Annotated in this window: 24 protein-coding genes; 13 read left to right on the top strand and 11 right to left on the bottom strand. The window is 57.0% G+C overall.

Annotated elements, in window-relative coordinates; translation table 11 throughout:
- The first annotated feature begins 205 nt into the window (after positions 1-205).
- The 5 genes from FLT43_RS10175 (at position 206) to FLT43_RS10195 (ending at position 4,207) form a co-directional block, all read left to right on the top strand.
- Complete coding sequence (locus FLT43_RS10175; RefSeq protein ID WP_087444997.1) at positions 206-1,615, top strand: coiled-coil domain-containing protein; 1,410 nt, start codon at positions 206-208, stop codon at positions 1,613-1,615.
- Between the two features lie 57 nt (positions 1,616-1,672).
- Positions 1,673-2,164 carry a D-Tyr-tRNAtyr deacylase gene (locus FLT43_RS10180; RefSeq protein WP_087444996.1) on the top strand — a complete coding sequence of 164 codons (492 nt, stop codon included), beginning with the start codon at positions 1,673-1,675 and terminating at the stop codon, positions 2,162-2,164.
- 121 nt (positions 2,165-2,285) lie between these two features.
- Positions 2,286-2,855 carry a class I SAM-dependent methyltransferase gene (locus tag FLT43_RS10185; RefSeq protein WP_087444995.1) on the top strand — a complete coding sequence of 190 codons (570 nt, stop codon included), beginning with the start codon at positions 2,286-2,288 and terminating at the stop codon, positions 2,853-2,855.
- 85 nt (positions 2,856-2,940) lie between these two features.
- Complete coding sequence (locus FLT43_RS10190) at positions 2,941-3,489, top strand: CatB-related O-acetyltransferase (protein WP_087444994.1); 549 nt, start codon at positions 2,941-2,943, stop codon at positions 3,487-3,489.
- A 19-nt stretch (positions 3,490-3,508) separates the two neighbouring features.
- On the top strand, positions 3,509-4,207 hold the full coding sequence (locus FLT43_RS10195; RefSeq protein WP_087444993.1) for a class I SAM-dependent methyltransferase: 699 nt from the start codon (positions 3,509-3,511) through the stop codon (positions 4,205-4,207).
- An 858-nt stretch (positions 4,208-5,065) separates the two neighbouring features.
- Here FLT43_RS10195 and FLT43_RS29675 read toward each other — a convergent pair.
- The gene (locus FLT43_RS29675) at positions 5,066-5,188 is read right to left on the bottom strand and encodes a YjcZ family sporulation protein (RefSeq protein WP_208620102.1); all 123 of its coding nucleotides are present in this window, start codon (positions 5,186-5,188) and stop codon (positions 5,066-5,068) included.
- Between the two features lie 444 nt (positions 5,189-5,632).
- On the opposite strand from FLT43_RS29675, the gene FLT43_RS10200 reads away from it, so the two are divergent.
- Complete coding sequence (locus tag FLT43_RS10200; RefSeq protein WP_087444992.1) at positions 5,633-6,268, top strand: hypothetical protein; 636 nt, start codon at positions 5,633-5,635, stop codon at positions 6,266-6,268.
- A gap of 100 nt (positions 6,269-6,368) precedes the next feature.
- Positions 6,369-7,004, top strand: a complete 636-nt coding sequence (locus tag FLT43_RS10205) for a histones H3 and H4 (protein ID WP_087444991.1) — start codon at positions 6,369-6,371, stop codon at positions 7,002-7,004.
- A 144-nt stretch (positions 7,005-7,148) separates the two neighbouring features.
- Here the strand turns inward: FLT43_RS10205 and FLT43_RS10210 are convergent, their stop codons facing one another.
- The 3 genes from FLT43_RS10210 to FLT43_RS10220 are packed head-to-tail and all read right to left on the bottom strand — an operon-like array spanning position 7,149 to position 10,406.
- Positions 7,149-7,553, bottom strand: a complete 405-nt coding sequence (locus FLT43_RS10210) for a M67 family metallopeptidase (RefSeq protein ID WP_087444990.1) — start codon at positions 7,551-7,553, stop codon at positions 7,149-7,151.
- A 1-nt stretch (position 7,554) separates the two neighbouring features.
- Positions 7,555-9,090 carry a hypothetical protein gene (locus tag FLT43_RS10215; protein ID WP_087444989.1) on the bottom strand — a complete coding sequence of 512 codons (1,536 nt, stop codon included), beginning with the start codon at positions 9,088-9,090 and terminating at the stop codon, positions 7,555-7,557.
- A gap of 38 nt (positions 9,091-9,128) precedes the next feature.
- Positions 9,129-10,406 carry a carboxylesterase gene (locus tag FLT43_RS10220; RefSeq protein WP_087444988.1) on the bottom strand — a complete coding sequence of 426 codons (1,278 nt, stop codon included), beginning with the start codon at positions 10,404-10,406 and terminating at the stop codon, positions 9,129-9,131.
- A gap of 103 nt (positions 10,407-10,509) precedes the next feature.
- Between FLT43_RS10220 and FLT43_RS10225 the strand changes: the two genes are divergently transcribed.
- The gene (locus FLT43_RS10225; protein ID WP_087444987.1) at positions 10,510-11,166 is read left to right on the top strand and encodes a BMQ_0737 family morphogenetic spore coat protein; all 657 of its coding nucleotides are present in this window, start codon (positions 10,510-10,512) and stop codon (positions 11,164-11,166) included.
- Between the two features lie 93 nt (positions 11,167-11,259).
- Positions 11,260-12,243, top strand: coding sequence for a CgeB family protein (locus FLT43_RS10230; RefSeq protein ID WP_087444986.1), 984 nt, complete (start codon positions 11,260-11,262; stop codon positions 12,241-12,243).
- 50 nt (positions 12,244-12,293) lie between these two features.
- Here FLT43_RS10230 and FLT43_RS10235 read toward each other — a convergent pair whose 3' ends face one another.
- Positions 12,294-12,641, bottom strand: coding sequence for a DUF1360 domain-containing protein (locus FLT43_RS10235; RefSeq protein WP_087444985.1), 348 nt, complete (start codon positions 12,639-12,641; stop codon positions 12,294-12,296).
- Positions 12,642-12,786: 145 nt separating this feature from the next.
- Between FLT43_RS10235 and ytxJ the strand changes: the two genes are divergently transcribed.
- Positions 12,787-13,149 carry a bacillithiol system redox-active protein YtxJ gene (ytxJ, locus tag FLT43_RS10240; protein ID WP_087444984.1) on the top strand — a complete coding sequence of 121 codons (363 nt, stop codon included), beginning with the start codon at positions 12,787-12,789 and terminating at the stop codon, positions 13,147-13,149.
- Here ytxJ and selD read toward each other — a convergent pair.
- The gene (selD, locus tag FLT43_RS10245; RefSeq protein WP_087444983.1) at positions 13,146-14,219 is read right to left on the bottom strand and encodes a selenide, water dikinase SelD; all 1,074 of its coding nucleotides are present in this window, start codon (positions 14,217-14,219) and stop codon (positions 13,146-13,148) included. The genes ytxJ and selD overlap by 4 nt on opposite strands.
- A 405-nt stretch (positions 14,220-14,624) precedes the next feature.
- On the opposite strand from selD, the gene FLT43_RS10250 reads away from it, so the two are divergent.
- From FLT43_RS10250 to FLT43_RS10260, 3 genes are all read left to right on the top strand, one after another.
- A complete protein-coding gene (locus tag FLT43_RS10250; protein WP_087444982.1) occupies positions 14,625-15,323 on the top strand; it encodes a response regulator transcription factor in 699 nt (232 codons plus the stop codon).
- Positions 15,323-16,681, top strand: a complete 1,359-nt coding sequence (locus FLT43_RS10255) for a sensor histidine kinase (RefSeq protein ID WP_087444981.1) — start codon at positions 15,323-15,325, stop codon at positions 16,679-16,681. Before FLT43_RS10250 ends, FLT43_RS10255 begins: the two co-directional genes overlap by 1 nt.
- Positions 16,682-16,766: 85 nt before the next feature.
- Positions 16,767-17,495 (top strand): hypothetical protein, encoded by a 729-nt coding sequence (locus FLT43_RS10260; RefSeq protein ID WP_087444980.1) that lies wholly within the window; start codon positions 16,767-16,769, stop codon positions 17,493-17,495.
- Positions 17,496-17,597: 102 nt separating this feature from the next.
- Here FLT43_RS10260 and FLT43_RS10265 read toward each other — a convergent pair whose 3' ends face one another.
- The 5 genes from FLT43_RS10265 to FLT43_RS10285 form a co-directional block, all read right to left on the bottom strand.
- Positions 17,598-19,007, bottom strand: coding sequence for an ABC transporter substrate-binding protein (locus FLT43_RS10265; RefSeq protein WP_244194389.1), 1,410 nt, complete (start codon positions 19,005-19,007; stop codon positions 17,598-17,600).
- 317 nt (positions 19,008-19,324) lie between these two features.
- Positions 19,325-20,680 (bottom strand): ABC transporter substrate-binding protein, encoded by a 1,356-nt coding sequence (locus FLT43_RS10270; RefSeq protein WP_087444978.1) that lies wholly within the window; start codon positions 20,678-20,680, stop codon positions 19,325-19,327.
- Between the two features lie 36 nt (positions 20,681-20,716).
- A complete protein-coding gene (locus FLT43_RS10275; RefSeq protein ID WP_087444977.1) occupies positions 20,717-23,038 on the bottom strand; it encodes a M60 family metallopeptidase in 2,322 nt (773 codons plus the stop codon).
- A 53-nt stretch (positions 23,039-23,091) separates the two neighbouring features.
- Positions 23,092-24,072 carry a carbohydrate ABC transporter permease gene (locus tag FLT43_RS10280; RefSeq protein WP_087444976.1) on the bottom strand — a complete coding sequence of 327 codons (981 nt, stop codon included), beginning with the start codon at positions 24,070-24,072 and terminating at the stop codon, positions 23,092-23,094.
- Between the two features lie 47 nt (positions 24,073-24,119).
- Entirely contained in the window at positions 24,120-24,983 is an 864-nt protein-coding gene (locus FLT43_RS10285) for a carbohydrate ABC transporter permease (RefSeq protein ID WP_087444975.1), read from the bottom strand.
- Between the last annotated feature and the right edge of the window lie 2 nt (positions 24,984-24,985).

Raw genomic sequence — 24,985 nt, forward strand, 5'->3', positions numbered from 1 at the left:
AAAATCCCTCCAGCACTTGCGGATCATACTGGGATTAGTGTATTAGCACAATCTCCCCTTTGCCTGTGCGTATGACCTTGGCTCACGCATCACCTGAAGGATCCTGAGGAGCCAAGTCCGCCTTACGGCCCGGTGAGCTAATTCCCTCTTCCGCTGAATAGGATGAAGAGAAGGCAGCACGGTCAGAACAGGGAGGGGAACTCGAATGGAGCTTCGCTATTGGGTAGCGAACGGCAGCCATATGTCCGTCATTCGTCAGGACGGAGACGGACTGGTCATTCAAGTGCTGGAGCACAGCCGGTCCGTCCGGACGGCGGAGCTGCGGCTGACCGAGGCTGCTGGCATGTATGATGTATGTCAGGACGATCAGGACTACGTCCATCTTGTATATCTCAACCGCCATCAGCAGTTGGTGCACGCCCGGATTCATCCCGATCAGGAGGAGCCTCAGACAAGCAAGCTGCCGGGGGAATACGCCGGGCTTGCCGGCTTGAAGCTGGCATGCTGCGCGAACCGGCTCCACCTCTTGCTGCAGTATGCTTCACACGTCGAGCATACGGCGCTCACGGGGATCCACTGGCACGAGCCTGCCGTGATGGCGGAAGCGGACCGCGTCATTGCCATGCAGTGGCTGACGAGCGAACGCTCCCTGTCAGCCTGCGGCCTGCTAATGAGACAGGGCAGGCATCTTCTGTGCCGCTGGAATTACGACTCCTCGTCCGGTACGTGGAGTGCGGCGGGAGAAGGAATGAATCTTCCTCCGACAGACGCCGGCATCCCCTCGCGCCTCGTTCGTCTTCCTGCCGGCGCCGTTCCCGCACCGGAGCGTGCCCGTTGTCTCCTGGTCCGGCTCCTAGCCGGTCAGCTCGCGTTCGCCATCTATGAATCCGAAGCGGACGGAAGCTGGCAAGCGATCGCCGAAGAAGCGATAGCCATTCCTGCCTCTCCGGCTTCTGTCATCGCCTGCGCCGCCGATCCCGAACGGCTCCGCTTCAGTTGGGCAGCAGAGGGGATGATCTGCCGCATTGATTACGAGCTTGCCGGGAATATCTGGGGACCGCTGTATTCCAGCGCCTCTGCCCATCCGGTCCTCTGGTGCGCGGTCACCGGAGCAAGCTCCGGCGGGCCGGAACCGCAATGGATTACCGATGGCCCCTCCATTCGGGAGGCGATCCGCTGGAGCGGAATGGAGCTCGACCTCTACCGGGCCGATCGCGACTTCCGATCCAGCATTCATTTCGCGAAGCAGGCCCTCGCCGCCGTCGAGCGGCTCTCCGGCCGCATCACGCCCTTGGAGGAGGAGCGAAAGGAGTTAGAGCAGTGTCAGTTAATGGTTCAATCCCGGATTGCCGATCTGGAACGTCGCCTCTCCATCTTGGAGGAGGAACTTCGGATTCGCCGTTCCATCCGGCAAGCTAACCGTCTTCGGCCCAACAATCGGCGGATATCTGAGGAGGGGCACCATGGACAGAGGGGGGAGGCCCCCGTCGAAGCTTCCTTCCATTCTACTCTGTATGCCGCCCATTCACGCCCGCCCTTTCAGACGCCGCAACGCCGCAACGCCGCTGCCGAGCCGTCTTTGCAGCCGGCGGCCGGCAAGCCGCCGTCGAACTAGGCGCACCCGCCGCCTCATGCCTCTTCAGGAGATTACGCATAAAGTGAGGTGCTTCACATGACCGAACCGCAAGCTGCCGTCCAGGCGGCAGAATGCCTGTTCCAATCTGTGGTCGATTTCGACACGGAGGCGGAGCGCGTGTCCGTCTTCGTCACGATGCTCTTCCGCAACGCCGGCTCCGAGCCGATCGAACAGCCTCGTATTATCCTGTCCGTCACCCCGTCCCGTTCCTGCGACATCAGCGGCAAAATTCTGTCTCCTCAGCTCATTCCCGCCTTCAGTATCTACGGGAAGGACGGCCGGAAATCGGGCTGGTCCTTCACCGAGGATGAATGGTTCGCCAACGGCAAGGCCACCGGGGAATATGTCATTCAATCGATTGAACCGTTGACGGTGCCCCCCGGCGTCTGGCTGGAAATGCCGGACTTCCATATCTCCTGCGCCATAGACAGCCTGCGGGACGGCCCGCTTGCCATCCATGGGCTATTGGAAGCCGGGGAAGCGCGTTTTCCGGTGCTTAACCCGATTCATATCCACTGCAGCTTCTAAGACGGTCTGTTATTTTTGTGCGAACGACTAGAGAACTTGCCTCCGCGCTTGAATAGAGTAATGAAGCAGCTGTTGTCCCGGGGTGATCTGTCACTTCGGGCTCGCCGATAAGGAGGGCATCATGAGACATATCATCAAAAATTTGGTAGCCATCTGTACGCAGATTTTGCCGTGCGAAGAGCCGATTTATGAATTCGGTTCCTATCAGGTGGAAGGACAGGTTGGATTTGCAGACTTGCGTCCATTTTTCCCGGGGAAAACGTATGTGGGCTGCGATATGCGGCCGGGTACCGGTGTCGATCTCATCCTCGATCTCCATCACATCGCGCTCCCTGACGAGACGGCCGGGATGGTGCTCTCGCTCGATACGCTGGAGCATGTCGAGGATCCGCGCCTTGCGTTATCTGAGATTCACCGTATCCTGAAGCCGAACGGCATCGTCGTCATCAGTTCGGTGATGAATTTCCCGATACATGATTACCCTGCGGATTATTGGCGGTTCACCCCACAAGCCTTCGCCAGCATTTTGAAGCCGTTCGATACCGTCATTACGGATTACGCCGGGGAAGCCTTGTTCCCGCATACGGTCATCGGCATCGGCATCAAGGGAAGCGACGTCCCGGAGCCGGTCCTGGCGCAGCTCCGCGCTGCCTTGGCCCAATGGAGAGAGAACAGCTTCCACCAGCATTAAGCTGCGTAGGCGAAGCAGACCCGCATGACACTGAATTGGCGGTTCACGCGATTTCAGGCCGGAAGGAGGGAGGAATGAAGAAGATATGAGCGTTTTTATGAACCAAAACCCGGCCTATTCCGCCTACTCCATCGGGGATTGGAGCTACGGTCACCCCGATGTCTTTTCCTGGGGGGAGGGAGCTACCCTGACCATCGGCAAGTTCTGCTCCTTTGCCGGGCGGATCACGATTCTGCTGGGAGGGGAGCATAATGTTGACTGGGTCACGACCTACCCGTTTAATCCGATTTTTCCCGAGGCCTCGCCTTTTACGGGGCATCCGAAGACCAAGGGCAATGTTGTCATCGGCCATGACGTCTGGATTGGAATGGATTCCTACGTGCTATCGGGCGTAACGATCGGCCATGGGGCCGTCATTGCGGCCCGCAGCACCGTCTCCAAAGATATTCCGCCGTATGCGATTGCCGGCGGCAACCCGGCGCGCGTCATCCGGTACCGGTTCCCGCCGCATATCATTGAGGGCCTGCTGAGCATCGCCTGGTGGGACTGGCCGCTGGAGCAGATTCGAGCCTGTTGGCCGCTGATGCTCTCGAATCGAGTAGAAGAGTTTGTCCAGCTTTATTCAGCCCGATAACGATGGAGGGAGAGCGACATTGATCCATTTTTGGAATGCGATTATACGCCCGGTTCTGGAGCTTGCCCGGCCCGCGACTGTCGTCGAGGTCGGCTGCGCCCAAGGGTGGAATACGTTGAATCTTCTCAGCTACGTCCAGTCGGTTCCGCAAGGCCGGCTCATCGCCATCGATCCTTCGCCTCTGTTCGATGTCGCCGCTCTGCAGCAGCAGTTCGGGGACATCTTCGTCATGCTCCCCGATCTCAGTCTGAACGTGCTGCCGCAGGTGGGCGCTTGCGATGCGGCGCTGCTGGACGGGGATCATAATTGGTACACCGTCTACCATGAACTGAAGGCACTGGAAGGACGCGGGCGGTACCCAATCGTGTTTTTGCATGATTTGGAATGGCCTTACGGAAGAAGAGACATGTATTATTTTCCGGAGTCGATACCCGAAGCTTACCGGAAGCCGAGCGCCCGCAAAGGCATACTGCCGGGGGTGAATGAATTGGTCGAAGGCGGCCATAACTCATCCGTGCATAATGCCGAGTACGAGTACGGGGAGAGAAATGGCGTCTTGACTGCCGTAGAGGACTTCCTTCACGATACGAAGCTTCGCCTCCGGCTCCACCGGGCCCGCAGTCAATTCGGCCTCGGAATCATCGTTCCTGACGAATCGGTGGAAGACCATCAATTGAACGATGCCATTCATCATATCGTTGCCGCCTCTGGCCTATAGCGCCCGGACATAGCGATGATGCCATGATCCGCAGACTACATATCGTCTGCGGATCATTGGCCTGCGCTCAAGACGTTACTGCTGGATACATATTCGGCCCCCATTTGGTCCCCGCCGCCTCCATTGTGATTAAATTGGGAAATTTTCATGATAGTTTCCCTACAGCTTTAGTACAAGCATTTAAAGAACTCTCTCATATTGTAGTATTAAGAAAGGAGGTGGCTTGAATGAGACGTCGTCGTAGAGCAATCACTATTATTCTTCACCGGGGTCAAAAAGTATTGGTAGAGTGCAGACGCCGTAGAAGACGCTAATTATTCATTTTATGAAGCGTCGAACCTTGCCCCACTCCCTGTATATCCGTAAGAAAAAAGCCTCGGACTAATTCCGGGGCTTTTGCCGTATATGTTTGATTTGCAGCACAGACCCGCCAGTACATTGCTAGCAGAGCTCCTTTTCAGCGCGGCGAATCTTTCATGTTACTTTCCCCGTATCTTAAGTCCAATCATTTGAAGTACTTTCTCATATTGTATTTTAAGGAAGGGGGTGGGTTGAATGAGACGTCATCGAAAAAAAATAATCACAGTTGTTCTGCACCGTGGTCAAAGAGTATTGGTGGAGTGCAAAAAACGTAAAAGACATTGTTGTTAAGGGCATTTTTGGTAATTACCCGTTTTGTGGAGCACCCGTCGAACCATGCTCCGCCCCGTGTATACTCGTAAGAAAACAGCCTCGGACTAATCCGAGGCCTTTGCCGTATATGTTTGATTTACAGAAAAAGCCCTGCTGAAGTGGCAGGGCATGCGATGAACGTGAATCATGAGCGCAGGATACAACCATGTTAATCCATGTTAATCATTAGTAGATAAATCCACGAGAAATAATGACAAGCAAGATAAACAGAACCAAGATTACACCAATAGAAGTAAAGCCTCCGAATCCACATGAGAAGCCTCCAACACCTCCAACAACACCGCTCATAAGCCAACCTCCTCTCTTCTCGGTACTCACATGATATGAAATAAGCCGGGTTTTGACTTGGCTTGGACCCATTTAGAGAAAATTAGGCTTTGTCCCCTAGCTGCTTCAATCTCCGAGCCCAAGCTGTCGACCGTGCGCTTTTGCTGCATGTCGTCGATCCGGGACTGGGTCAGTTGACGGCCAAGGCCATCGCTGACACTCTGCTGCTGGATATTTCTTCGGGATCAAACCACGCTTACATACTGGTATAAAACGCCAACATTATGGACGCCTAATCCGGTGTCACCGCGGCATTTTCCATCTCTCGAACCCGCCGCGCCCTGCAAGATTGTGTGAATGAATCTAGTAAATTCATCCAAGCCAAGCTTTTCCCTCCTTCATAAATTAGTAAAGTAGGAGGACATCCCACCGTCCTTCGAACACATGATGAAGGAGGTTTTCCCTATGCCACTCATTCCTATCCAACGGCTTACAAGCAGCACGGCGAATGTCGTGTCCGCTGCAGATCGGGTCACGGCCGTGAACAGTCTCTTGTCAGGAGCGGCACCCAATGTCGTCAATGTTGGGAACGCACCGCTTATATGGCCTCAGCTCGCCAAATTCGATAATGACAATACGTCGTTCGCAGCCGTGCCCAATCCGCAATTTGTCTGGACCCAGCCAACCTTTATTCCAGGCGAGACGCATGGCTTCGCGGCCGCGTCCGTTACGATCCCGTTACAGATCGGAGTTGTCAACGACTTCTTGCTTGCGTTGACTGTTTTTGCCGACAATGCGGTTACGGCGCGTATTCAAGCCTTCTCCTCTCTCGGCATCAACCTATTCCCGGTACCAGGGCTGGACGTCGATTTGAATGCGGGTTCGCTCAATCCGGTAACCGGAATTACGACAGATGTCGCCAATCCGTACAACTGGCAAAATGTCCGCTTCTATTCGATTCCGGCTTCTCTTGGACTGATCTCTATCAATATCGGCCTTCGCTTCGTCTTCTCGTTCCAGGTGACGAACTACTTGACGAATGGCGCTATCAATACAGCCGGGCTCGCCTTTGCCGCCGATATTTACCAGAACGTTATCTAAGCAAGTCAACTGCTCATTTTCCAACCAATGGTTGGCCGCATGTTTTCCGCCATGCTCGCGCTTGCGGGCATGGCAACCTGTGGTAAAGGAGGAGGCCGTCATGCCTTTGATTCCGATTCAACGGATCGTCAGCCATGAGCGCAGCGTGATATCAGCCGCCGATAGAGCCGCAGCGGCGGCACAACTCTTGTCGGGGGGCGCCCCCAACGTCGTCCATACGGCCAAGCTGGCTTGGCAAGAAAGCATTCTCGCCTCGCTCATCGATAAATACAGCGAGTTCCTGCCGGGGCCGATGCCCGAACTAATCGCGCCGCCTGCCGGTCCCAAGCGGAATGAAAGCAGAGGCTTCGCGGCCCAGACCTATCCGATCCGGCTGGAAGTTCCAGATCCTGTTTTTATCCGCTTCTGTATATACGATCCGGCCCGCACCCATCTCCGGATCGATCTCTGTAACATCGAGAAGCTCAATATGCTGGAGGCTCCCGTTCCCCTCATGATCGGGGGTCAGCCGTCCACGTCCCTGTTCTGCTCCCGGACCGCCGACCGCCGCAGCGGCAAAGCAACGCAGCTCATACGCTGCTACAGCATCCCAATCCAGTTCGATCCGGCTTTCAACGGCCTTGATGTCCAGTTTCTCTTCTCCTTCGAGCAAGCTGGCTCTTCTCCCTCAAGCGAGCCTCATATGAGCGGGTTCGCCTTCGCAGCCGAGGTCTATCAATCCGTGCAGGGCAAATAGCCGTGCCGAATTTATGCACGGCGCAACCATCATTCATTTCTGCAATAACGGTAACCGATCCCCCACCGGAATAGGACTAAAAGCTTCGTTGCCGGACTGCCCGTTGCCCGGTCGCGAGCCAACACGGACTTTGGCAGCCACCTCTTATAGGTTGATAAGCAAAATCTGCTCTTCCCTGATTGTCCCTTCTGCAAGGCGGAAGCTGCGGACGCGCGGACGCATCCGCCTCAACGAGATGATGAGGTACGAGCAAGAAAAGGCTGCATGCTCTACATCGAAGGGAGACGGGTAGGGAGAGCCGCTCGGATGGGAATGATACATGCCCAGCAGCTGTTCGCCAAGGCTCTTCATACCGTGCAGGGCCCTCGTCAACTCCTCTCCGTCCATCGTGAATGCGACCGGGCTCCGCTCCGCATTGCGGATTCGCCAGCATCGGGCGGCGATGCCATCGCGGCCGGATAACAGCCCACAGGCTTCCAGGGGCTTTTCCTTGATGCAATGGCCCACCATATCGCGATAGGCCTGCGCCGTCATGTACATCGCATCCATGTTACGGCTTACGGCTCCTTTCCCTGTCCATCGCGAGTATATGAAATGGCTCCGGCTTGGTCCGCTTGTCTGTGGACTGCTGCGCTTGGTTCAATTGGCTTACATAGGTGAAAAAAGACGGCTGGGGCGGCTGTTGTCGCTCCGGATCGCGGTGCACCCGGTTGCCGGCATGCGACTGCAGCCATAAGAACATGGAGTAATTGGTCGTGCGGGGCTTCGCTTCCTGATCCGCAGCCGGGTCACGCTCCCCGCTCACTGCATCCTCCTCTAGAGAACCCGGCGCCTCCTCTTGTTCGGATTGAGCCACTTCTGCCGGAATAGAAGCTCCCGCCGGCGTCGCTTCCCGCACTTGCGCCCCCTCGTTCGCCGGGGTACCGTCCGCGGCGAGCAGGGCGGCCGTCACAGGCTCTGCTCCTTCAGCCGGCTCCTTGTCCGGCACTGCCGCTGCCAGCTTCAGCGTGTCCGCAGGTTCCTGATGAACCGTCTTGGGCTCCTCCGCTTCCGCCTGCTGCGCTTCCGCCAGATTTACTCGACTGCACTCCGTTCCCAGCGGCTTCTGCTCCTCTGCCCGTTCCTTCCGGAGCGGCTCCCGTCCGTTCTCCTGCGCCTTCGCCGCTTCCGCGAGCTGGACCCGGATCGGCTCCAGCTGTGTTGTCTCCAGCTTCACCGCTTCTGCCGGTTCCGCCAAGCTCGATTCCGGCTGCGTCGGCTCCTCCAACCGTTCCTCTGCCGGTTCAGGGAGGACAGGCTCTGCTCCTTCGGCTCCCGCCTTCCCGTTCATCGCCGGAGCTTCACCCGTTGACCCGGGCATCTGAGAGCCCGCTTCCACCACGGAAGCCGCGGGCCGAGGCAGATGATATCCTGCCTCTATCTGGCGCTCTTCCAACAGCCGCAGTTGCTTAATCAGTTCCATAAGCGGCTTCTTGCCGAAAAAAATCGTTGCCGCCCCGACAACGCCGTCGGCCAATTGCTGCCGCTCCTCTTCGCTCATGCCATCGAAGCCGTCGTAAGCAAGCCCTGCGTAATTGAGCTCCTGGCCGGGCTGGGGCAGGATGTAACTCAGGCCTCTCTTCCAATGAAAGCTGACTCCCTGAATCGGCAGATCACTATATTTGGCAATGTTTTGGAGGAGCAGGTTGGCAAGCTGCCGGCTTGCCTTCATCTGATGCAGGAAATAATAGACGGTTATTTCTTGTCTCTCCCCGTCGGCCGGCTGCAGCGTCAGCCATATGCTCTGCTTGCCGCTGTCCCATTCCTTGAAGCAGCTATCGCGAGCTTGCTCCGATTCGATACTCCACACAAAGAATCCGGCATACTTCAACGAGGTGCTCATCGTCTGCATCAGCGGGATAATCCCGCTCCCTCCCTTGTTTTCCAGCACGATCTGATAGTGGTGCAGCGGATTGATCACATTCAAGATTTGCTTGCTTTTATCCAGATGGAAGGTAAAAGAATGCTTCCCCAGCAGTTGATACACATCGGGCAGAAACTCGTCGGCTATCGTGCACAGCGGCTTCGCATTAATCTGAATGTCCATATCGTCCTCCTCGCTTTCCGGGCACACTGGTCCTTTTATCATATGAAAGTCAGCGAGATCGGTTCCGCTCCTGCCCAGTTTTGCAGCTCATTAATTTCGGCCAGCATGGACCGCTCCTTCTCCTGCAACCGTTCGTAACAAGCGGCCAGTTCCTCCAGACGAAGCCGCTGCTTCGCGACATCCGTCTCCACACGGCGTACCGAGTGCGCGGCACTGTCTGCCCGGAGCATGATCCAATCGAACATCTCCCTCAAATGCAAGGGCATCCAGGACAATGACTCCCCGTCTGTCTGCAGAAGTTCCCGCTGCAGCAGCGGAAATAAATCGAAGAAGGCAACGGGACGAAGATGAGGGTATCCCGTTCCCAATACCGGCCGCAGAGCGGCATGGCTCTGTCCCCGCTCCATTCCTTGCACGAGGCGCAGCCTCGCCTCCGGCGCCAGTCGGATCTCGGTGAAGCCGGACCAATCCTTCCCCATATTTGGCGAGCGGGCGCAACTGAGTCGATTGCCTTCCATAATATAGAGAAGGAAAACCTGCTCTCCCGTCCACAGAAAATAAGGCTGCGGCACATTTCCCTCAAAATAAATCTTCAACGGGGAGCAGGATTGAACGTCGGTCCGATCATTGGCGTAATAGCACTTGGCCGCAGTACCGCTCCGGATGGACCAAGCCGCATGAGGGCGGCTGCCTGGATCGAGCGACAGGCAGATGCGCCATCGTTGATCCGGCTGGCGGGAAGCGAAGAGCCTCCGCCACACCGCCTTTTCCGAATCCGGCTCCATCTCAAGAAGATCCAGCGTATGCAATCCTCCCTCGTCCTGCAGCAGATGATACAGACCATAGAGCCGGCCTTCCCCGTTGACGGCATAAGCCGCGTCCCTCACATGCATGGCCAGTGAACCACAATCCGGGAAAGGAATCTCGATGTCCTCCCCTGCTCCCTCCGCCCGAATCCGGATAAGGCACCGGTTCTGATCCTCTCCCGTAACGACACTAACCATGCGGAGGGCGGAACGATGCCGGAACAGATATGGAAAGGAACTGACGGCCCGGCTGTCGACACGGACTTCCCGGCGCATTCCGGTTAGCGGATGGTACTTGGCATAGTACAGTCCTCTTTCCGTCTCTGCCAGCATATCGTAATGATCGTCCGAGAGAAGCAAGCTTAAGCGGCGAACCGGGTAAGGGGCGGACATGAGGTTGTGGAGCGGCTTCCCTTCCACCGGGTACAGGATGTGCTCCAACCCTCCGCCGCTTGTAATGCCAACCCAATGCGAGCCGCTCTGATCATGGAAATAGTGCGTATTCTCCATCCGCATTCCTCCAAAAAAAACACTAGGGTTTCGTCACCTTTTTATAGGTGCCTCCATAGACTGTAATTGAATTTGAAATCTAAAAAGGAGGCCTGGAACATACATGGAGAGCAAGTTGGTTCAAGGGCAACAGACGCCCCCCGAATATTTGCCTTTACCCTCTCTGGAATGTATAGAGGTTCCCAAAATATTCGACTGGGTACTGAAAACGACCCAAATTGTTGATGAATCCACGGTAGATTCTAGTTGCTTGCCTCTGCCCCTTTCGTTTCGTATTGAGGCCAGAGTTCTTAACGTGAATTGCGAAGAAAAAGTCGGATCCACCCGTGAAAATGTGGTGGTTACGATAGGCGGCAGACCGGTTACGCTGCAGCGGGTAGTGCTGCGGAAGTTCGGCACGTATGAAGTGACAATTATCAACACGGGGGTAACGCCTAACGTCGTCCATTGCCGGTTCACGAAGGACTTCATCCGCTTCGAAAAGGTTCTGCTGTGCGCCCCGCCTGGAACCACCATCGACTGCCATATCGTTCCGGAAGCGACGACGATCGACGTGCTGGATATCGTCAATAACAAGTTCGTGAACGTGGATATCGTCATTTGCCAGAGCATTCAAGTGAAGGCGACGGTCAAAATGATGGTAGAAGCCGAATTGTGCCAGCCGCGCGCCGAAATCCCGATTCCTGAAAGTCCTTGCGTTGTCACTTTCCCTCAACAATGCCCTGACGTCTTCCCAGGTGCACCTTATCCGTTCCCTTAATAATCGAATGCCGTTCGCTTGGGGTGGTGGGCTCAACCACCCCCTTTTTTACTCACATTTTCCGGCTTCCATGCCGCTAAGCAAGGAGGGCCCATGAAGCTGTATTACATCGCATCCGGCTATCGGAGGCCGATCGATATATTGGATAATGCGCTTATCAAGGCCTTGACGCAGCGTTTTCAGAAGGTCTCTTTTTTCCTGTCCAACCGGACGCCGTATTCGCAGTTGCTTCCCGACATCCGCCGCGCCGCGCCGGATTATGTGCTGACGATGGTCGGACCGAAATCGTTCCTTCCAACCGAGCTAATCCGTTCGGTGCGGTCAATGGGAATCCGGACGGGAGCATGGTTCGTGGATGATCCGTATGCCATTGATAATGCCCTGCCCGTTGCCCGGGAATACGATGATGTATTCACGATCGATTCGGGCTGCGTTCCTTACTATGCGCGCAGCGGCTGTGCTCAGGTGCATCACCTGCCGCTTGGGACCGATACGGATATTTTCCGCCCGTATGCGGTGCATCCGACGTATCATCATGATGTATGCTTTTTGGGTACAGGGTACGAGAACCGGCTCGCATTTATGAAGGAGATGCTCCGCTATGTCGAGCGGAACGTGCGAGTGCAGTTGATCGGCCATTTCTGGGATTCGGTGGATTGGTCTTCCGGCTGTGTGCCGAGCATACGGGGGAAATGGGTGAACTTCTCGGAGACGCCCCGCTATTTCAATGGCGCGAGCATCATGCTCAACCTTCACCGGAGCGAGGACGACCCGCTCCTCGACAAGAACCGGAGCGGCGCGCCCGGACACAGCATCAATAACCGGACCTTCGACATTGCGGCCTGCCGGGCCTTTCAGTTGACCGATTATCGGCCTGACCTGCCCTTGTTCTATCGGCCGGAAGAGGAGATCGTCTGCTTCGATTCGCCCAAGGAATGCGCCGATCTCATCCACCGCTATCTGCACGACCGCCCTGCGCGGGACGAGATTGCCTATCGAGCCTATCAGCGGACGCTAGCCGGGCATACCTTCGCCGATCGCCTGGATGCGATGCTCTCGCTGATCCGGTCGACTTGATTCCGGTCGGGCGCTGCATAGAACAATAGGCAAAAGGGCGAGCCGAAGACTCACCCTTTGACATAAGATTCAATGATACCCGCCGCTCCGGCAATAGCCAGTAGAAGCACAAGCGGAAACATAAGATTCGGAATGAGCAAATAAGCGGCAACCAAAAAGGCCGCCGACCAAATGCCGACGCACCAGTAGCACGTTAGCAGCTTGCGCATGAACGCATGGAAGCGGCCGCCCTTCTCATCGACGACGGCGTACATCATGCCGGATTCATCCGTCTCGAACCGTTCCTCGACGAAGGGACGGCGCACGAAGGACAAAATCTCATCGAACACAATCAGACGGGTCAAGCGGTAACTCGCCAAGATGAGCAATATCAGTGTCATCCATGATATGTCCCACACGAATCAGACTACCCCCTCGGATGCAACGCTTCGCGGATCAGTTCCATTGTATGGCGCTTCCGTTCGGGCTAGAACCAGAACCAAGCCAGTCCGGAGCAATGGCCCGTATGTCATCCGAAGACCGGAATAAGGAGGAGAAGCCCCGATGTCAGGACTCCCGATCATTCAATCCGATGAGCAGCTTACCCGCATGCTGCAGCGATCCGCTGAGAAGCCGCTGCTATTATATAAGCACAGCTCCCAGTGCGGGTCGAGCAAGGTCGCGCATGTCGGGATCAATCATTTCGTGAACCGCTATCCGCAGATTGCCTCCCGCTTCGCGATCGGCGTCATCCGTGTCGTGGAGGAGAAGCATTTGTCCGATCGCGTGGCGCGAGAGCTCGGAATTCCGCATGTGTCTCCCCAGATTCTGCTCGTCCGCCAAGGGCGGGCCGTCTGGCATGCCGGGCATCAGCAGATCAATTCGCAGCAGCTGTGCCGGGCCGCGATGCTGTATGGCCAGCCTTAACGCGCTGAGCCGGCTTCCGCGCCGGTGACGCGAATCTCATTCGCGTGCTCGGCGACGACTTCGCCGATACATGCCGCTGCGACGCCCCGCTCCCGCATAGCGGCCACGAGCGGTTCCGCATCCTCTGCATCGACAGAGAGCAGCAGCCCTCCGGAGGTGACGGCATCGCACAGAATCCATTGCGCGATCTCGTCAAGCCGCTCATCGAACCGGACGCTGTCCTGCACATGGCGGAAGTTGTTCTTCGTTCCGCCGGGAACCGCTCCGCTCTCCGCGAGCTCGCGGACGCGCGGCAGGACAGGCACCTGCTCCGCGTAGATATGAAGCCCGGCGCCGCTGCCCTTGGCCATCTCCAGACTGTGTCCCATCAGACCGAAGCCGGTCACATCCGTACAGGCATGGACGCGGAAATCCGCCATCACCTCGGCGGCGGTCTTGTTCAACGTCGTCATCGTGCGGGTCACGACCTCGATCTCCTCCGGCCGGAGCAGATCCCGCTTCAGCGACGTCGTCATAATGCCAACGCCGATCGGCTTCGTCAAGATCAGCTTGTCGCCCGGGCGAGCCCCGGCATTGGTCAATACCCGGTCCGGATGGATGGTGCCGGTGACCGCCATACCGAACTTCGGCTCGGGATCATCGATCGAGTGGCCGCCCACGAGCGTCGCTCCCGCCTCGGCAACCTTGTCTCCAGCCCCCCGTAAAATATCGGCAAGCACCGATTTGTCCAGCGTCGCGATCGGGAAGGCGACAATATTAAGCGCCGTCAGCGGCTTGCCGCCCATCGCATAGATGTCGCTAAGCGCATTGGCCGCAGCCACCTGGCCGAACGAATACGGATCATCGACAATCGGCGTGAAAAAATCGACGGTCTGCACGAGTGCCAGATCGTCGTTCAGCCGGAAGACGCCGGCGTCATCGCTCGTATCCAATCCGACCAGAAGATCCGGGTGCTTCTCTGTCTTCGGCAGCTGGCGCAGCACTTGGGACAGATCGGCCGGACCGATTTTGCAGCCGCAGCCTCCTTTGCTCGATAAGGCCGTCAAACGGACTTGAGATTGTTGTTCCATCTCACTTCATCTCCTCAATATGGCGTGCATGATATGTCATTATTTTACCACAATATTTCGGGCGTGACGCAGAGCCATAGACGGCCGCTGCACAAGCCTGGCCCGGCACGGCACGCATTCGGTATACTTTATTTTTTTCTTTGACAAACAATCAATTCATTGATATATCATATATTAATGAAAATATACACATATACATGCGCACACATGTATGTAAGCGCTTCCCTTTACATTGAAACTACCTTCTCTTCATTTGCGTATCATGGATTTCGATAAGGAGTATCTTCTTATTGCCTCCTTATTGAATGTCTATATATATATGGGTATGTGTTCAAAAGGATCGGTTTTCAGCACCGGGAAGGCGGACTTTTTGAACAGCCTCTATAAGTTCAAGGGGGGAAAGGGATGGACATTATGATTGTCGAGGATGAAGCTTCCGTCCGGGATATTCTCAGATCGTATTTCGTGAACGAAGGGTGGAAAGTGCACCTCTCGAGCGATGGACAGGAAGCGCTGAAGAAGGTCCAGCTCTACAAGATGGATTTGATCGTGCTGGATTTGATGATCCCCGGCATGCCGGGAGAGGAAGTATGCCGCAATATTAGGCGAATGTCCAATGTGCCTCTTATCATGATCACCTCCAAGGCGCGGGAGGCCGATATGATCAACGGCCTCAATCTCGGCGCGGACGACTATATTACGAAGCCGTTCCGGGCAAAGGAGGTTATCGCTCGCATTCATGCCCTTCAACGCAGAATCAACATCATGAACAACTCGAGCCGCAACATCATCTATTTCAACCGCCGCCGATTTATGGTCAATTTCGAGCTGGAGGATGTCTTTCTTGACGGTAAGCCCGCCAATCTGACGGCTACCGAGTTCAGAACCTTGAGCATCCTCGTGCGCAAACCGGGCAAAGTGTTCAGCAGGCATGACTTATCCTATGAAGTGCAGGGCTACCGGTTTATCGGGGACGGGCGCGTCATGGACGTCCATATCCGCAACATCCGCAAAAAAATCGAAGAAGATCCAAAAAACCCGCAGTACATTGTGACCAAAATAGGCTCCGGCTATAAATTCAATTTCCCGCTGGATGATGATTGATGGTGCGTTGGAATGGATTCCGGCTTCGCACACGCACGTTGGTGTTCCTTGTGCTCATTTGCCTCTCCTTCGCGGCCCTAACCGGCCTATACCTGGCCCTGATGCATGACTGGAAGCAGCAGCTCGCTTCGTATAAGCGGCAGGCTGCCGCCGAATACACCTATCATTTGCTATATGCCATCCGGCAGCAGACGGCCTTGCGCTCGAACGATGCCGAATGGAGAACTGCCATGCAGGAAGCGGCCCAAGCCTTCACCATTCCGATCCGTTATTACGGTCCGGACGGCGAGACGATCCGGGTGGACCTCGTCCCCCAACATATGGCGCAACGCGCATATACGGTTCAGGCGCCGGTCATCATCGACGGCCGCATTGACGGTTATTTGACAGCCTATTATGACATGGATCAGGGCTTGCACTCGCCGGCGATCATGCAATTGGAACGGCAGCTTCAGAGCCGGAGCCTGTATGTTCTGCTCGCCTGCGGCCTCGCCGCGCTGCTGCTGTCTGTCTATGCCGCTTATCGTTGGAGCCGCGGAATTCGCCGGGCGGGACAGTTGTCGGAAGCTGTAGTTACCGGTAACAGAAATATGGTCATCCCGTCGTGCGGTACGAGAGAGATTGCCGGCCTGATTCATACCATCAACAGCCTGCTTGACGATTTCGAGCGCCATGAGGCTTGGCGCAACCAGTTAATGCAAGATTTGACTCATGAGCTGAGGACTCCGCTTACCGCGGTGCTTTCGCGCTTAGATGCGATAATTGACGGGATTTATCCGTTAACCACGGAAAATATGCTGAGCATTCTGGCTGATATCGAACGGCTGTACCGGCTCATCGAAGATATGGAGAAGCTGTCGGAAGCAGAGGGAGCCCGCTTCGAACTGAACTTGAAGCGAATCAATATGCCGCAAATGGTGAAGGGCGTGTATGAAGGGTTCTTGTTCCTGTCGAAGGAAAAAGATATGCGGTTCGTATTCGACAAGCCGCTGACTCCCTTCTACCTCGACATCGATCCCGATCGGTTCGCGCAAATTTTGTCCAATGTCATCTATAATGCCATTAAATATACGCCCCGCGGCGGAACGGTTATCCTCGGGATGGAGCGCGAGAACGGGCATATGCTCCTGTACTGCCGCGACGACGGGGTCGGCATCTCCGAGGAGGATCTGCCGCGTATCTTCGACCGCTTCTACCGCGCGGACAAATCACGCTCCCGGGACAGCGGCGGATTGGGCGTCGGCTTAAGCATCGCCAAAGCGCTCGTCGAGGCGCACCGGGGCACGATCTGGGCCGAGAGCGCGCCGGGGAAGGGCTCTACCTTCTGGATACGGCTTCCGGAACCGAAGTCAACTTGATAGCCAGTGTTGAAGCAGGACGCGGAACGCGCACCTGCATCTCCGCGCCCGGATGCTGCCGGGACCACGATAGAGGAGGAAATCCATGCCGCTTACTCAAGCTATTCGCTGCTTACGCCGCAATCTGATCATCGCATTCGTGCCGATGCTGCTCGATCTCGCCATTCTCGCGCTAAGTGTCGCTTGGTCCGGCTGGCAGCTGACGTCCCAATGGAGCTACCGCATCGTGCTGGAAATGGGATTGCCTTCGATCATGCATTTGTACAATCTGCCGTTCACCTGGGCACAGCTGCTTCTCATCGCACTGTGGTCCTTCGCCCAGGGCGGGTACATCAAGGCGCTGGCTACGGCCTGTGAAGGCGGAAGCGTCGACGCGGATCAGATGGTACGGAACAGTCTCGCCTTCTGGGTGCCGTTTCTTGGTCTGAATATAACGGTGCTGCTTGCGAAGGCCGCCGTCTCTTCGGTGCTGATTATGCAGTTCGGCTCCATTGGCGCCGGGGCTTCCTTGCTCGCCTTTGCGGTGCTGCGGATCGTCTTCATCTATCTCGAATTCACGATCGTTACCGACAGAATCAATTTCGATGCCGCCTTTCGCCGCAGCGCGCATTATTTCAAGCGGAACTGGCCGTCAGCGCTCGCGATGGCCGTGCTTCTGCTCGCGGCTTCCGGCGTGGCCAGCTTGGCGGCCAACTGGTTCGCGGCCCCGGCCGCGGTCATCCTGATCATCATGCTCTACAGCCTGATGATGTCCCTTCTCCAGACCGCGTTGATGCTCACGCTCCACGAGGCGAAGCGGTGGAGCGAAGGATGACGGTACTCCGGACCGGCACCGCACCCTGTCAAGGAACCTCCCTGACAAGGTGCGGTTGTTCTTATCGGGCCGGCAGGCGGCCACATGCCGGGAGCAGCCGCCCTACTTTTTGACCTTCATTTCTTTGACGAGTCCCGCGTACTCTTCCTCCATTTCCCGCAAAAAGGTGGCTGTATCCTTGCCCGGCATCTTGACAAAATCCTTCGCTTTCAAGTTGATGAAGTCGTCATAGTTGAAGGTGATAAGCGGGCCGTATGGCGAATAGACCGCAATCGGGGCCGGCTTCTGCCCGAAGATCGGAGCGATGTTGTACGTCTTGCCGCTCTCTTCGATATGCAACGCGGCGTATTGGCTCACTGCCTCCTCACTGTTGATGGTCGGCGGACTGCCTGCGCGGGACAGCACCATCTGGCCCGCCTCCGACGCCAGATGGGCGATGACGGCCCAGGCCGCATCCTTGTGCTGGCTGTGCTTGTTCATACTGACGGACACAGCCGGAGCCGTCGGTCCAATTCCCCTGTGATCCGGCCATTCCGGGACGGACACGATGTCGAAGTCCAGGCCCTCCACCGCGTTATTGAGCGGCAGATGCTGCAGCTGACCGATATACATCGCCACATTCTGCTCGTTGCTGAAGCTGTACGTATAGTCGCTCGTATCTATCATCCCGGGAATGTGGCGGTATTTGTCCAACAGCTCAAAAAATTGCTGAAACGCCGATTCCTTCGTAAACCGCACTTCCCCCGTCTCCGGATCGGTGCCGTTCACCCCAAGCTGGGAAAAGGCATGGGAATAGTAGCCGAAGGAAAAGCCTTTGTATTTGACCCCGTCGCGCTCTGTCGTCAGCTTATGCGCCAAGTCGAGAATCTCGTCATAGGTCATCCCGTCCTGCGGATAATCGACGCCGAGCTTGTCGAAGATCGCTTTGTTGTAGAACAGAGCCTTGCGGTTGTCTTCAATCGGCATCCCATACAAAGCGCCCGCTCCGTCCGGATCAAGGGCGCGAATGACGCCGGCGACGCCCTCCCTGAAAATAGACATATCGAAGCCGCTGCGCTCAATGTAAGGATCGAGCGGCTCCAGCATGTCGAGCTCCTTCATATCCTGATAGCCGGAATGCATCACATACAGATCCGGGATGTCGCCGCGCGCATTCAATTCCTGCAATCCTGCCGCATCCAGCGAAGCTTCGGCCAGTTCCAGCGTAATCTTCTGGAATGTCGCTTCGATCTGTTCCTTGAAGCGAATGCGGAACGTCTCATCGTCCACGGCGATGATGAACTTGAGGGTGACCGGTTCGCCGTCATAGGCGGCCTCTGTCGTCTTCGCCGGCCCTTCCTTCTGTTCCGGCTCAGTGCCTTCCTCTCCCGCAGGCACGGAGGACGGATCATCGGTTGCCGCCTGCCCGGAGGAGGCTGCCGCTTCTTCCGCCGGCGAACCGCTGCAGCCGGCAAGCAACGCGGCCATCATGAGGATGGCGATAAGCAGAATGGATACGGTCTTTTTCATCATTCGGAAGGCTCCCTTCATGAACCGAAATCATCGAACATAATGGATTATGCCAGTAATCCGGCTTGAGTCAACGAAGGCCGAAGCCGGACAGCATGGTGCGGAATGGAATTGTTCTGCGAGAAGTAGCGAGAAGCAGGAGGGGGTGAGATACGCTGCTGGCGCAGCAGTGGCGGTATCCGCCGAACAGCGTGCTGGCGGCTCAGCAGGAGTTCCGTATTGGTTCAGGGCCTCTCCCGGTATGAGAGATGACGCGATGGCCGCGGATACCGTAACCACTGTTGCTTCTGTACATTCAGGAGACAGATTGTCGCTTTGTCTTAATTTTTGTTTTTCTTTTCCTTCACAATTGTGGCGTAATCTTCATCCATCTTGCGGAGGAACGTAGGCACGTCGTCCCCCGACTTCAGGAACGGCGTCACCTGGGAACCGACATAATTCGTGCCGTACAGCAAAATATCCGGGCCGAACGGACTGTACAAGGCCGGCTTCGCCTGTTGAAGCGAATAGATGCCTTCAACGTTCATGTCCCGGGTCATCACATCGGCGGCGAACTGCTCGAGAATGCTCTGATCGGAAGAGACGGACGGCACATCCTTGCGGGTCAGCCGCAACTGCTGCTCATCCGTAAGCAAATATTGAAGAATATCGAGCGCTTCGTCGATATGCTTGCTCTGCTTGCTGATGGCCACGGTCAACGGCAGCGTCGACGGCCCGACGCCCGGCAGATCCGCCCAGGTCGGGAAGCTGACGACATCATAGTCCACATCTTCCGAATAGTACGGGATCGTATTCGCGATCAGCCCGAGACTCATTGCGACTTCACCCTTGGTGAACTCATAGGTGATATCCGGCTCCCAGTTGCCCGGGATGTCGGCTACCCGCTTCACCATCTCGAAAAACCGGGCGAACGCCGGATCCTTCGAGAAGCGCGGTTCCCCGGTCTCCGGATCCGTTCCGTGGGCGGAGAGCTGGGTCATCGCCTGGGACATGAAGCTCATCGCGAGTCCGCGATACTTGATGCCGTCCCGCTCCCCGGTAACTGTGGCGGCGAGATCGATCACTTCATCCCAGGTCATCCCATCGGTCGGGTAAGATGCGCCGAACTTGTCGAATACCGCCTTATTATAATGGAGCGCTACGGCCACATCCTCAATCGGAATGCCCAGCAGGCGTCCCTGTCCTTCCGGGTCGCGGGCGCGCAGCGCCTCCATGATGCCCGGCCGGATCTTGCTGAAATCGAAGTCGCGCTCCTTCAGCAGATCATCAAGCGGGAGGAGCATATCCTTCTCCTTCAGCACGTCGAACCCGTCCGTCGTCAAGATGATGTCCGGAACGACTCCCTGCGCGAACAGCTCGTCGAATTCTTCCGCGTTGGCGAATTTGCCCGTAGCTTCGATGGTAATGTTGGGGAATTTCTCCCTCGTGCCTTCCAGGAAGCGCATCTCCACTTGCTCCTTGCTCCACGGCGCCATGAAGATGAGCTTGACCGGATCGCCGCTCTCTGCTGGCTCTGCCGCTTGCCCGCCTTGCCCTGCAGTGCCTTTGTTCTGCTTCGCTGCTTCCGTCTCCGGCGCAGCCTGCCCGGACTCGCCGCCGCTGGAGCCGCAAGCCGACAGCATCAATGTGAATACGAGTGTAAAAATAAGAAGAATGCCGATTCTGCGTTTGTTCATCTTCAACCATCCCCCTCAGATGTAATTCAATGAAATTCATTCGCTCAATCTCCACAGCGAGACGCTCGGCTGCGGCAGCTTCAGACCGGCGACCGCCGCGCGGGCTTGATCGGAGTAATCCCAGCCCCACCGATCGAAAAACTCGCACATATCGCTGCCGCAGGCGCGCGACACCATCTCAACGAACATATCGATTTTCTGCTGCTCGGTCCGCGGCAGCCGTTCCTTCGGCAGCTCGCGGTATGCGATATGCAGCCAGGTGAACATATCCCATCCATACGCGAATTGCAGCTGCCGCATCATCGCCAGCCGCTCGAACAGGCCGATATCGGCGAACTTCTGCTCCGGATCGCTCTCGCTCCGGCTTAGGAATGCCTTCGCTTTGTCGAAATAGGACCGGCCTTCCTTGTCCTTCTCCACGGCCAAGCGGGAAGGATTGCCGTAATAGTCCTGAATGAGCAGCGAATAGATGTTGACTGACACCTCGACAATGTCCTCCCAGAACCAGGCCAGCTGCTGGTACTCGTGCCCCATCTCATGCCAGAATCCCCAGCCGTGCGCCAGCGAGCTGAACTTGCTGATGGTGACCGCGTCCTCCGCAGCCGGGACGTTCGGGATCATAATCGGATACCCGGAATGCATGTAGCCGGCGCTAATCTGCACATCGGCGCAGATTCGGTGCGGACGATCCGGCGTGCGATGCGGCAGTGGACGATCCGGCCCCAGGCCGACGAAGCTGTCGTACTGATCAATCATATCGTCCCATTGGAGCATCAGGTCCTCCGGATCCTCCACCTCCCGAACAACCGCAGACGGCAGCGTCAGGATCACCTTCCGTCCGCACAGCTCGGCATACGGCGTCTCGTAATGGCGAATCTTCTCCTTCCATTCCGCTCCCTCCGTCTTCCCGAGCTCGAAGTACGGGGCCCGCACGGCGCCGCTAACCGTCACCTGCGTCCGGAAGCCGGCCCGCGGCTTCGCCGGAATGAGATAGAGCAAGCCGCCGTACGGGCTGCTCAGCCTGTTCGTTCCCGGCTGCAGCGGCTTCCGCAGCGCGACGATCGGGGCCCGCTCCCACCGGAGCAGATGCCCGATCTCATCGGTATGCGCGCCGACCTGCACATCGAGATGCCGCACATCCTCCGGCACATCGATCGTGACGACCTGTCCCGGCGGGGCGTACAGTCCGGTGCCGATCCAGTTCCCGGGAGGGACGAGCATGCGGAGATAGCTGAGGTCCGCATAGCCGAAATCCACCTCGACAGCGTGCCCGTGCACGGCCGGGGCATTGGCGCCGACGAGGCCCGGGAACACTTCGGCATGCGGCGATGCCCCGCCGTCCGGGTCAAGGGTCACCTGCTCGCAGGCATACTGCAGCAGCACGCCGGTGTACGGCCGGCTCTCCTTGTCGAACGGAAGCGTCATCTCGATTCCGGCGTTGTTGGCAGCGGTAACAATTTCATGATACAGTCCACAATCGTCCGTCAGCGCAGCAATGGTGCCGTCCACCACCTCCAGCAGCGTCCGCCATTTCTTCTTCCCGTCCGCGATCTCCGCGCCGAACGGAATATCGGCCGCCCTAAGCGTGCCTTCTTCGACCGCCTTCACCTGCTCAATCAGCCGCAGCAGATGGGAGGCGGCTGCCCGATCCGGCGCCAAGGCCGGCAGAGACGGAGGAAGAGACCAGATCACGCTGTTGCCCAGGGCGATGCCGGCCCGGTTCAGCAGCCGCTGCAGCGGATAGTCCCTTACCTTGATCGGGCGGTCGCCGATGCGCTGCTGCAGTTCCTCCTCCGGCTCCCATTCCAGCTCCCAGCCCTTCGCATGCACGAGCAGGCTGCCGCCTCTCTGGATATAGGCGTCCAGGCAAGCCGCATCCTCGTCCGTCACCGAGCGGTCCGCGTAAGCTGCGGCATAGCCCGAGAGGCCTCCTTCAGCAGCGGACCAGCCAGCAAGGCGCACAACCTCCACCGGCAGCCCGCTTGCGGCGTCGAACGCTTCCGGAGAGGCCGCCGTCGCGATCTGCAGCGACCCTTGACCGGCGAGCGCTTGCCGGTAGGCCGCGCTCTCCTCTGTCAGCCAATGCAGCATGTTAGCGATGAATGACCCGCTCCCGGGCACGGCGCTGCCCGCGCGGTTGAATCCGGTCTCGACGCCGGAGACGAGGATGCGTCCCCGGCCGTATCTCGCGGCCGCGATGACCGGACGGCCCGCCGCATCGGCCGCGGCCGTGAACGCCTGCTCCGAGATGGCGGAGACGACCCCGCCGTACAGCTTGTGATTCACCGGGATAGCGGCCACGCCCTCATACAACAGCTTGATGTCCCGCGCAAGCGCTTGATCCCGCACCCGCTTCATTTCATCAACCCCTTTGCCTGTATTCAGATTGCGGATTACTCTTGCTCTTCCTCTTACTCTACTAACCCGGTACGTTCCACACTCTCCACGAAGTAACGCTGCGCGAAGAAGAAGATGAGCAGCGGAGGCAGCAAGGCCAGGAAGCTGGCCGACATCTTGATCGCCTCCACCAGCACGAGCGGCGCTTCTTCGCTGGCCAGCATGCTGCTGATGCTGGCGTCCACCCGCGACATCTGCGTCGCCAGCGGCACGAGCGAGGACTGCCCCAGGAACATCCGCGGGTAATAGGTGTCGTTCCACGTCCAGACGAAGGAGAACAGCGACACGACCAGAATCGCCGGCTTCGCAAGCGGGAACATCACTTTCCAATAGAACTTGAAGGTACTCGCCCCGTCGATCTTCGCCGCCTCCTCCAATTCCTTCGGCTGGGTCGTATAGAACTGCCGGAAGATGATTACGAACAGCGCGCCCTTAATGCCGAAGCCGAAGATGGACGGGATGATGAGCGAGAACAGCTTGCCCTGCAGGCCCAGCTTCGTGTACATCATGATCATCGGGAGCACGATGACCTGCGGCGGTATGATGAAGGCGAGCACCAGCAGGAACGTCAGCAGCTTTTTGAACGGGAACTGCATTCTCGCCAGCGCGTATCCCATCAAGCCGCAGGCGATGATATGGAACATGGCGACCAGGATCGAGATCCCGATGCTGACGAACAGCGAGTGCGAATATTTGAGCGCCGTCCACGCCTTCTCCAGGTGCCCGAAATACAACTCATGCGGAATCCAGGTCACCGTCGGGTCGTTCAGGTCCTTCTCGTTCATCACCATCTTGACCAGCATCTTGAAGATCGGATTCAAATAGATATACGAGGTGACGAGCAGAATCCAATATATGAACAGCTTGAACAGCAGGCCGCGGTTCACTTCCCGGCCAAGCACGGCATAGCGGACCGTGTTCAGGCCGTCCCGCGCCCACCGTTTTTTGAGCTGCGCCGCTTTGACTCTCACGTTGGCATTCACTTTTCCTATCATCCCAATCCTCCTCCCGTCGTCCCGCCGGATTCATTCGCTGCCGCCCGCTATCCGCGCCTGCGCCCGCTTCGGTTGATGCGCAGGAACAGGAGCAGGACAAGAGACAGGAATACGACGATGATGACGAAATATATCCAAGCCAACGCGCTGTTGTATCCGTAATTGCCGGTATTGATCAGCTCAATGACCGGATTGTACGGGAAAGTGAACATGTCAACGACGGTATAAATCAGATTCAGCAAAATAAACGGCGACATCGCAGGCAGCGTAATCTTCCAGAACACCTCCCACGGCGTCGCGCCGTCAATGCGGGCCGACTCGTAGGAAGACTTCGATATCGTCTGTCTTCCGGCCAGGAAGATCAGGATCTGGACGCCGGAATACCAGAGCACGAGCACGAAGCGGTTCAATACGTCCTTGACCGGCTTCGCCCAGGAGCTTCCGTTCAGAATTTCGTCCAAATATTCTCCGATCGAGAAGCGATCGAGAAAGCCGAGCGTGCCTTCCCCCTGATTGACGAACTCCGTCAAAATATAGCCCGAAGTGAAGATGATCGGGAGGAAGAAGACGACCCTGAACAGCATCCGGCCGGGAAAATCCTGATTCAGCATGATAGCGATGAACAAGGAGAACACCAGTATAATCGGCACCATGATGACGATCTCCTGGAAGAACGGAATCAGGTTATCGTATAAGGCGGAGCTGCCGAACAAAATTTCGCTGTAATATTTGAAGCTCTGAAAATCATATTTCAAGCCGGTCGGGAGCACCGTGACCTTATGGAAGCTCATATAGAGCGAGAACCCGAGCGGGAAGGCCATGAACAGGAGAAATCCGATAATCCACGGACCGACGAACAAGAGCGCCTCCAGGTTGCGGGATGTTTTTGCTTTCAGCATTCTTTTGCCCATGT

It is taken from the genome of Paenibacillus thiaminolyticus, from assembly GCF_007066085.1.
Lineage (GTDB): Bacteria > Bacillota > Bacilli > Paenibacillales > Paenibacillaceae > Paenibacillus_B > Paenibacillus_B thiaminolyticus.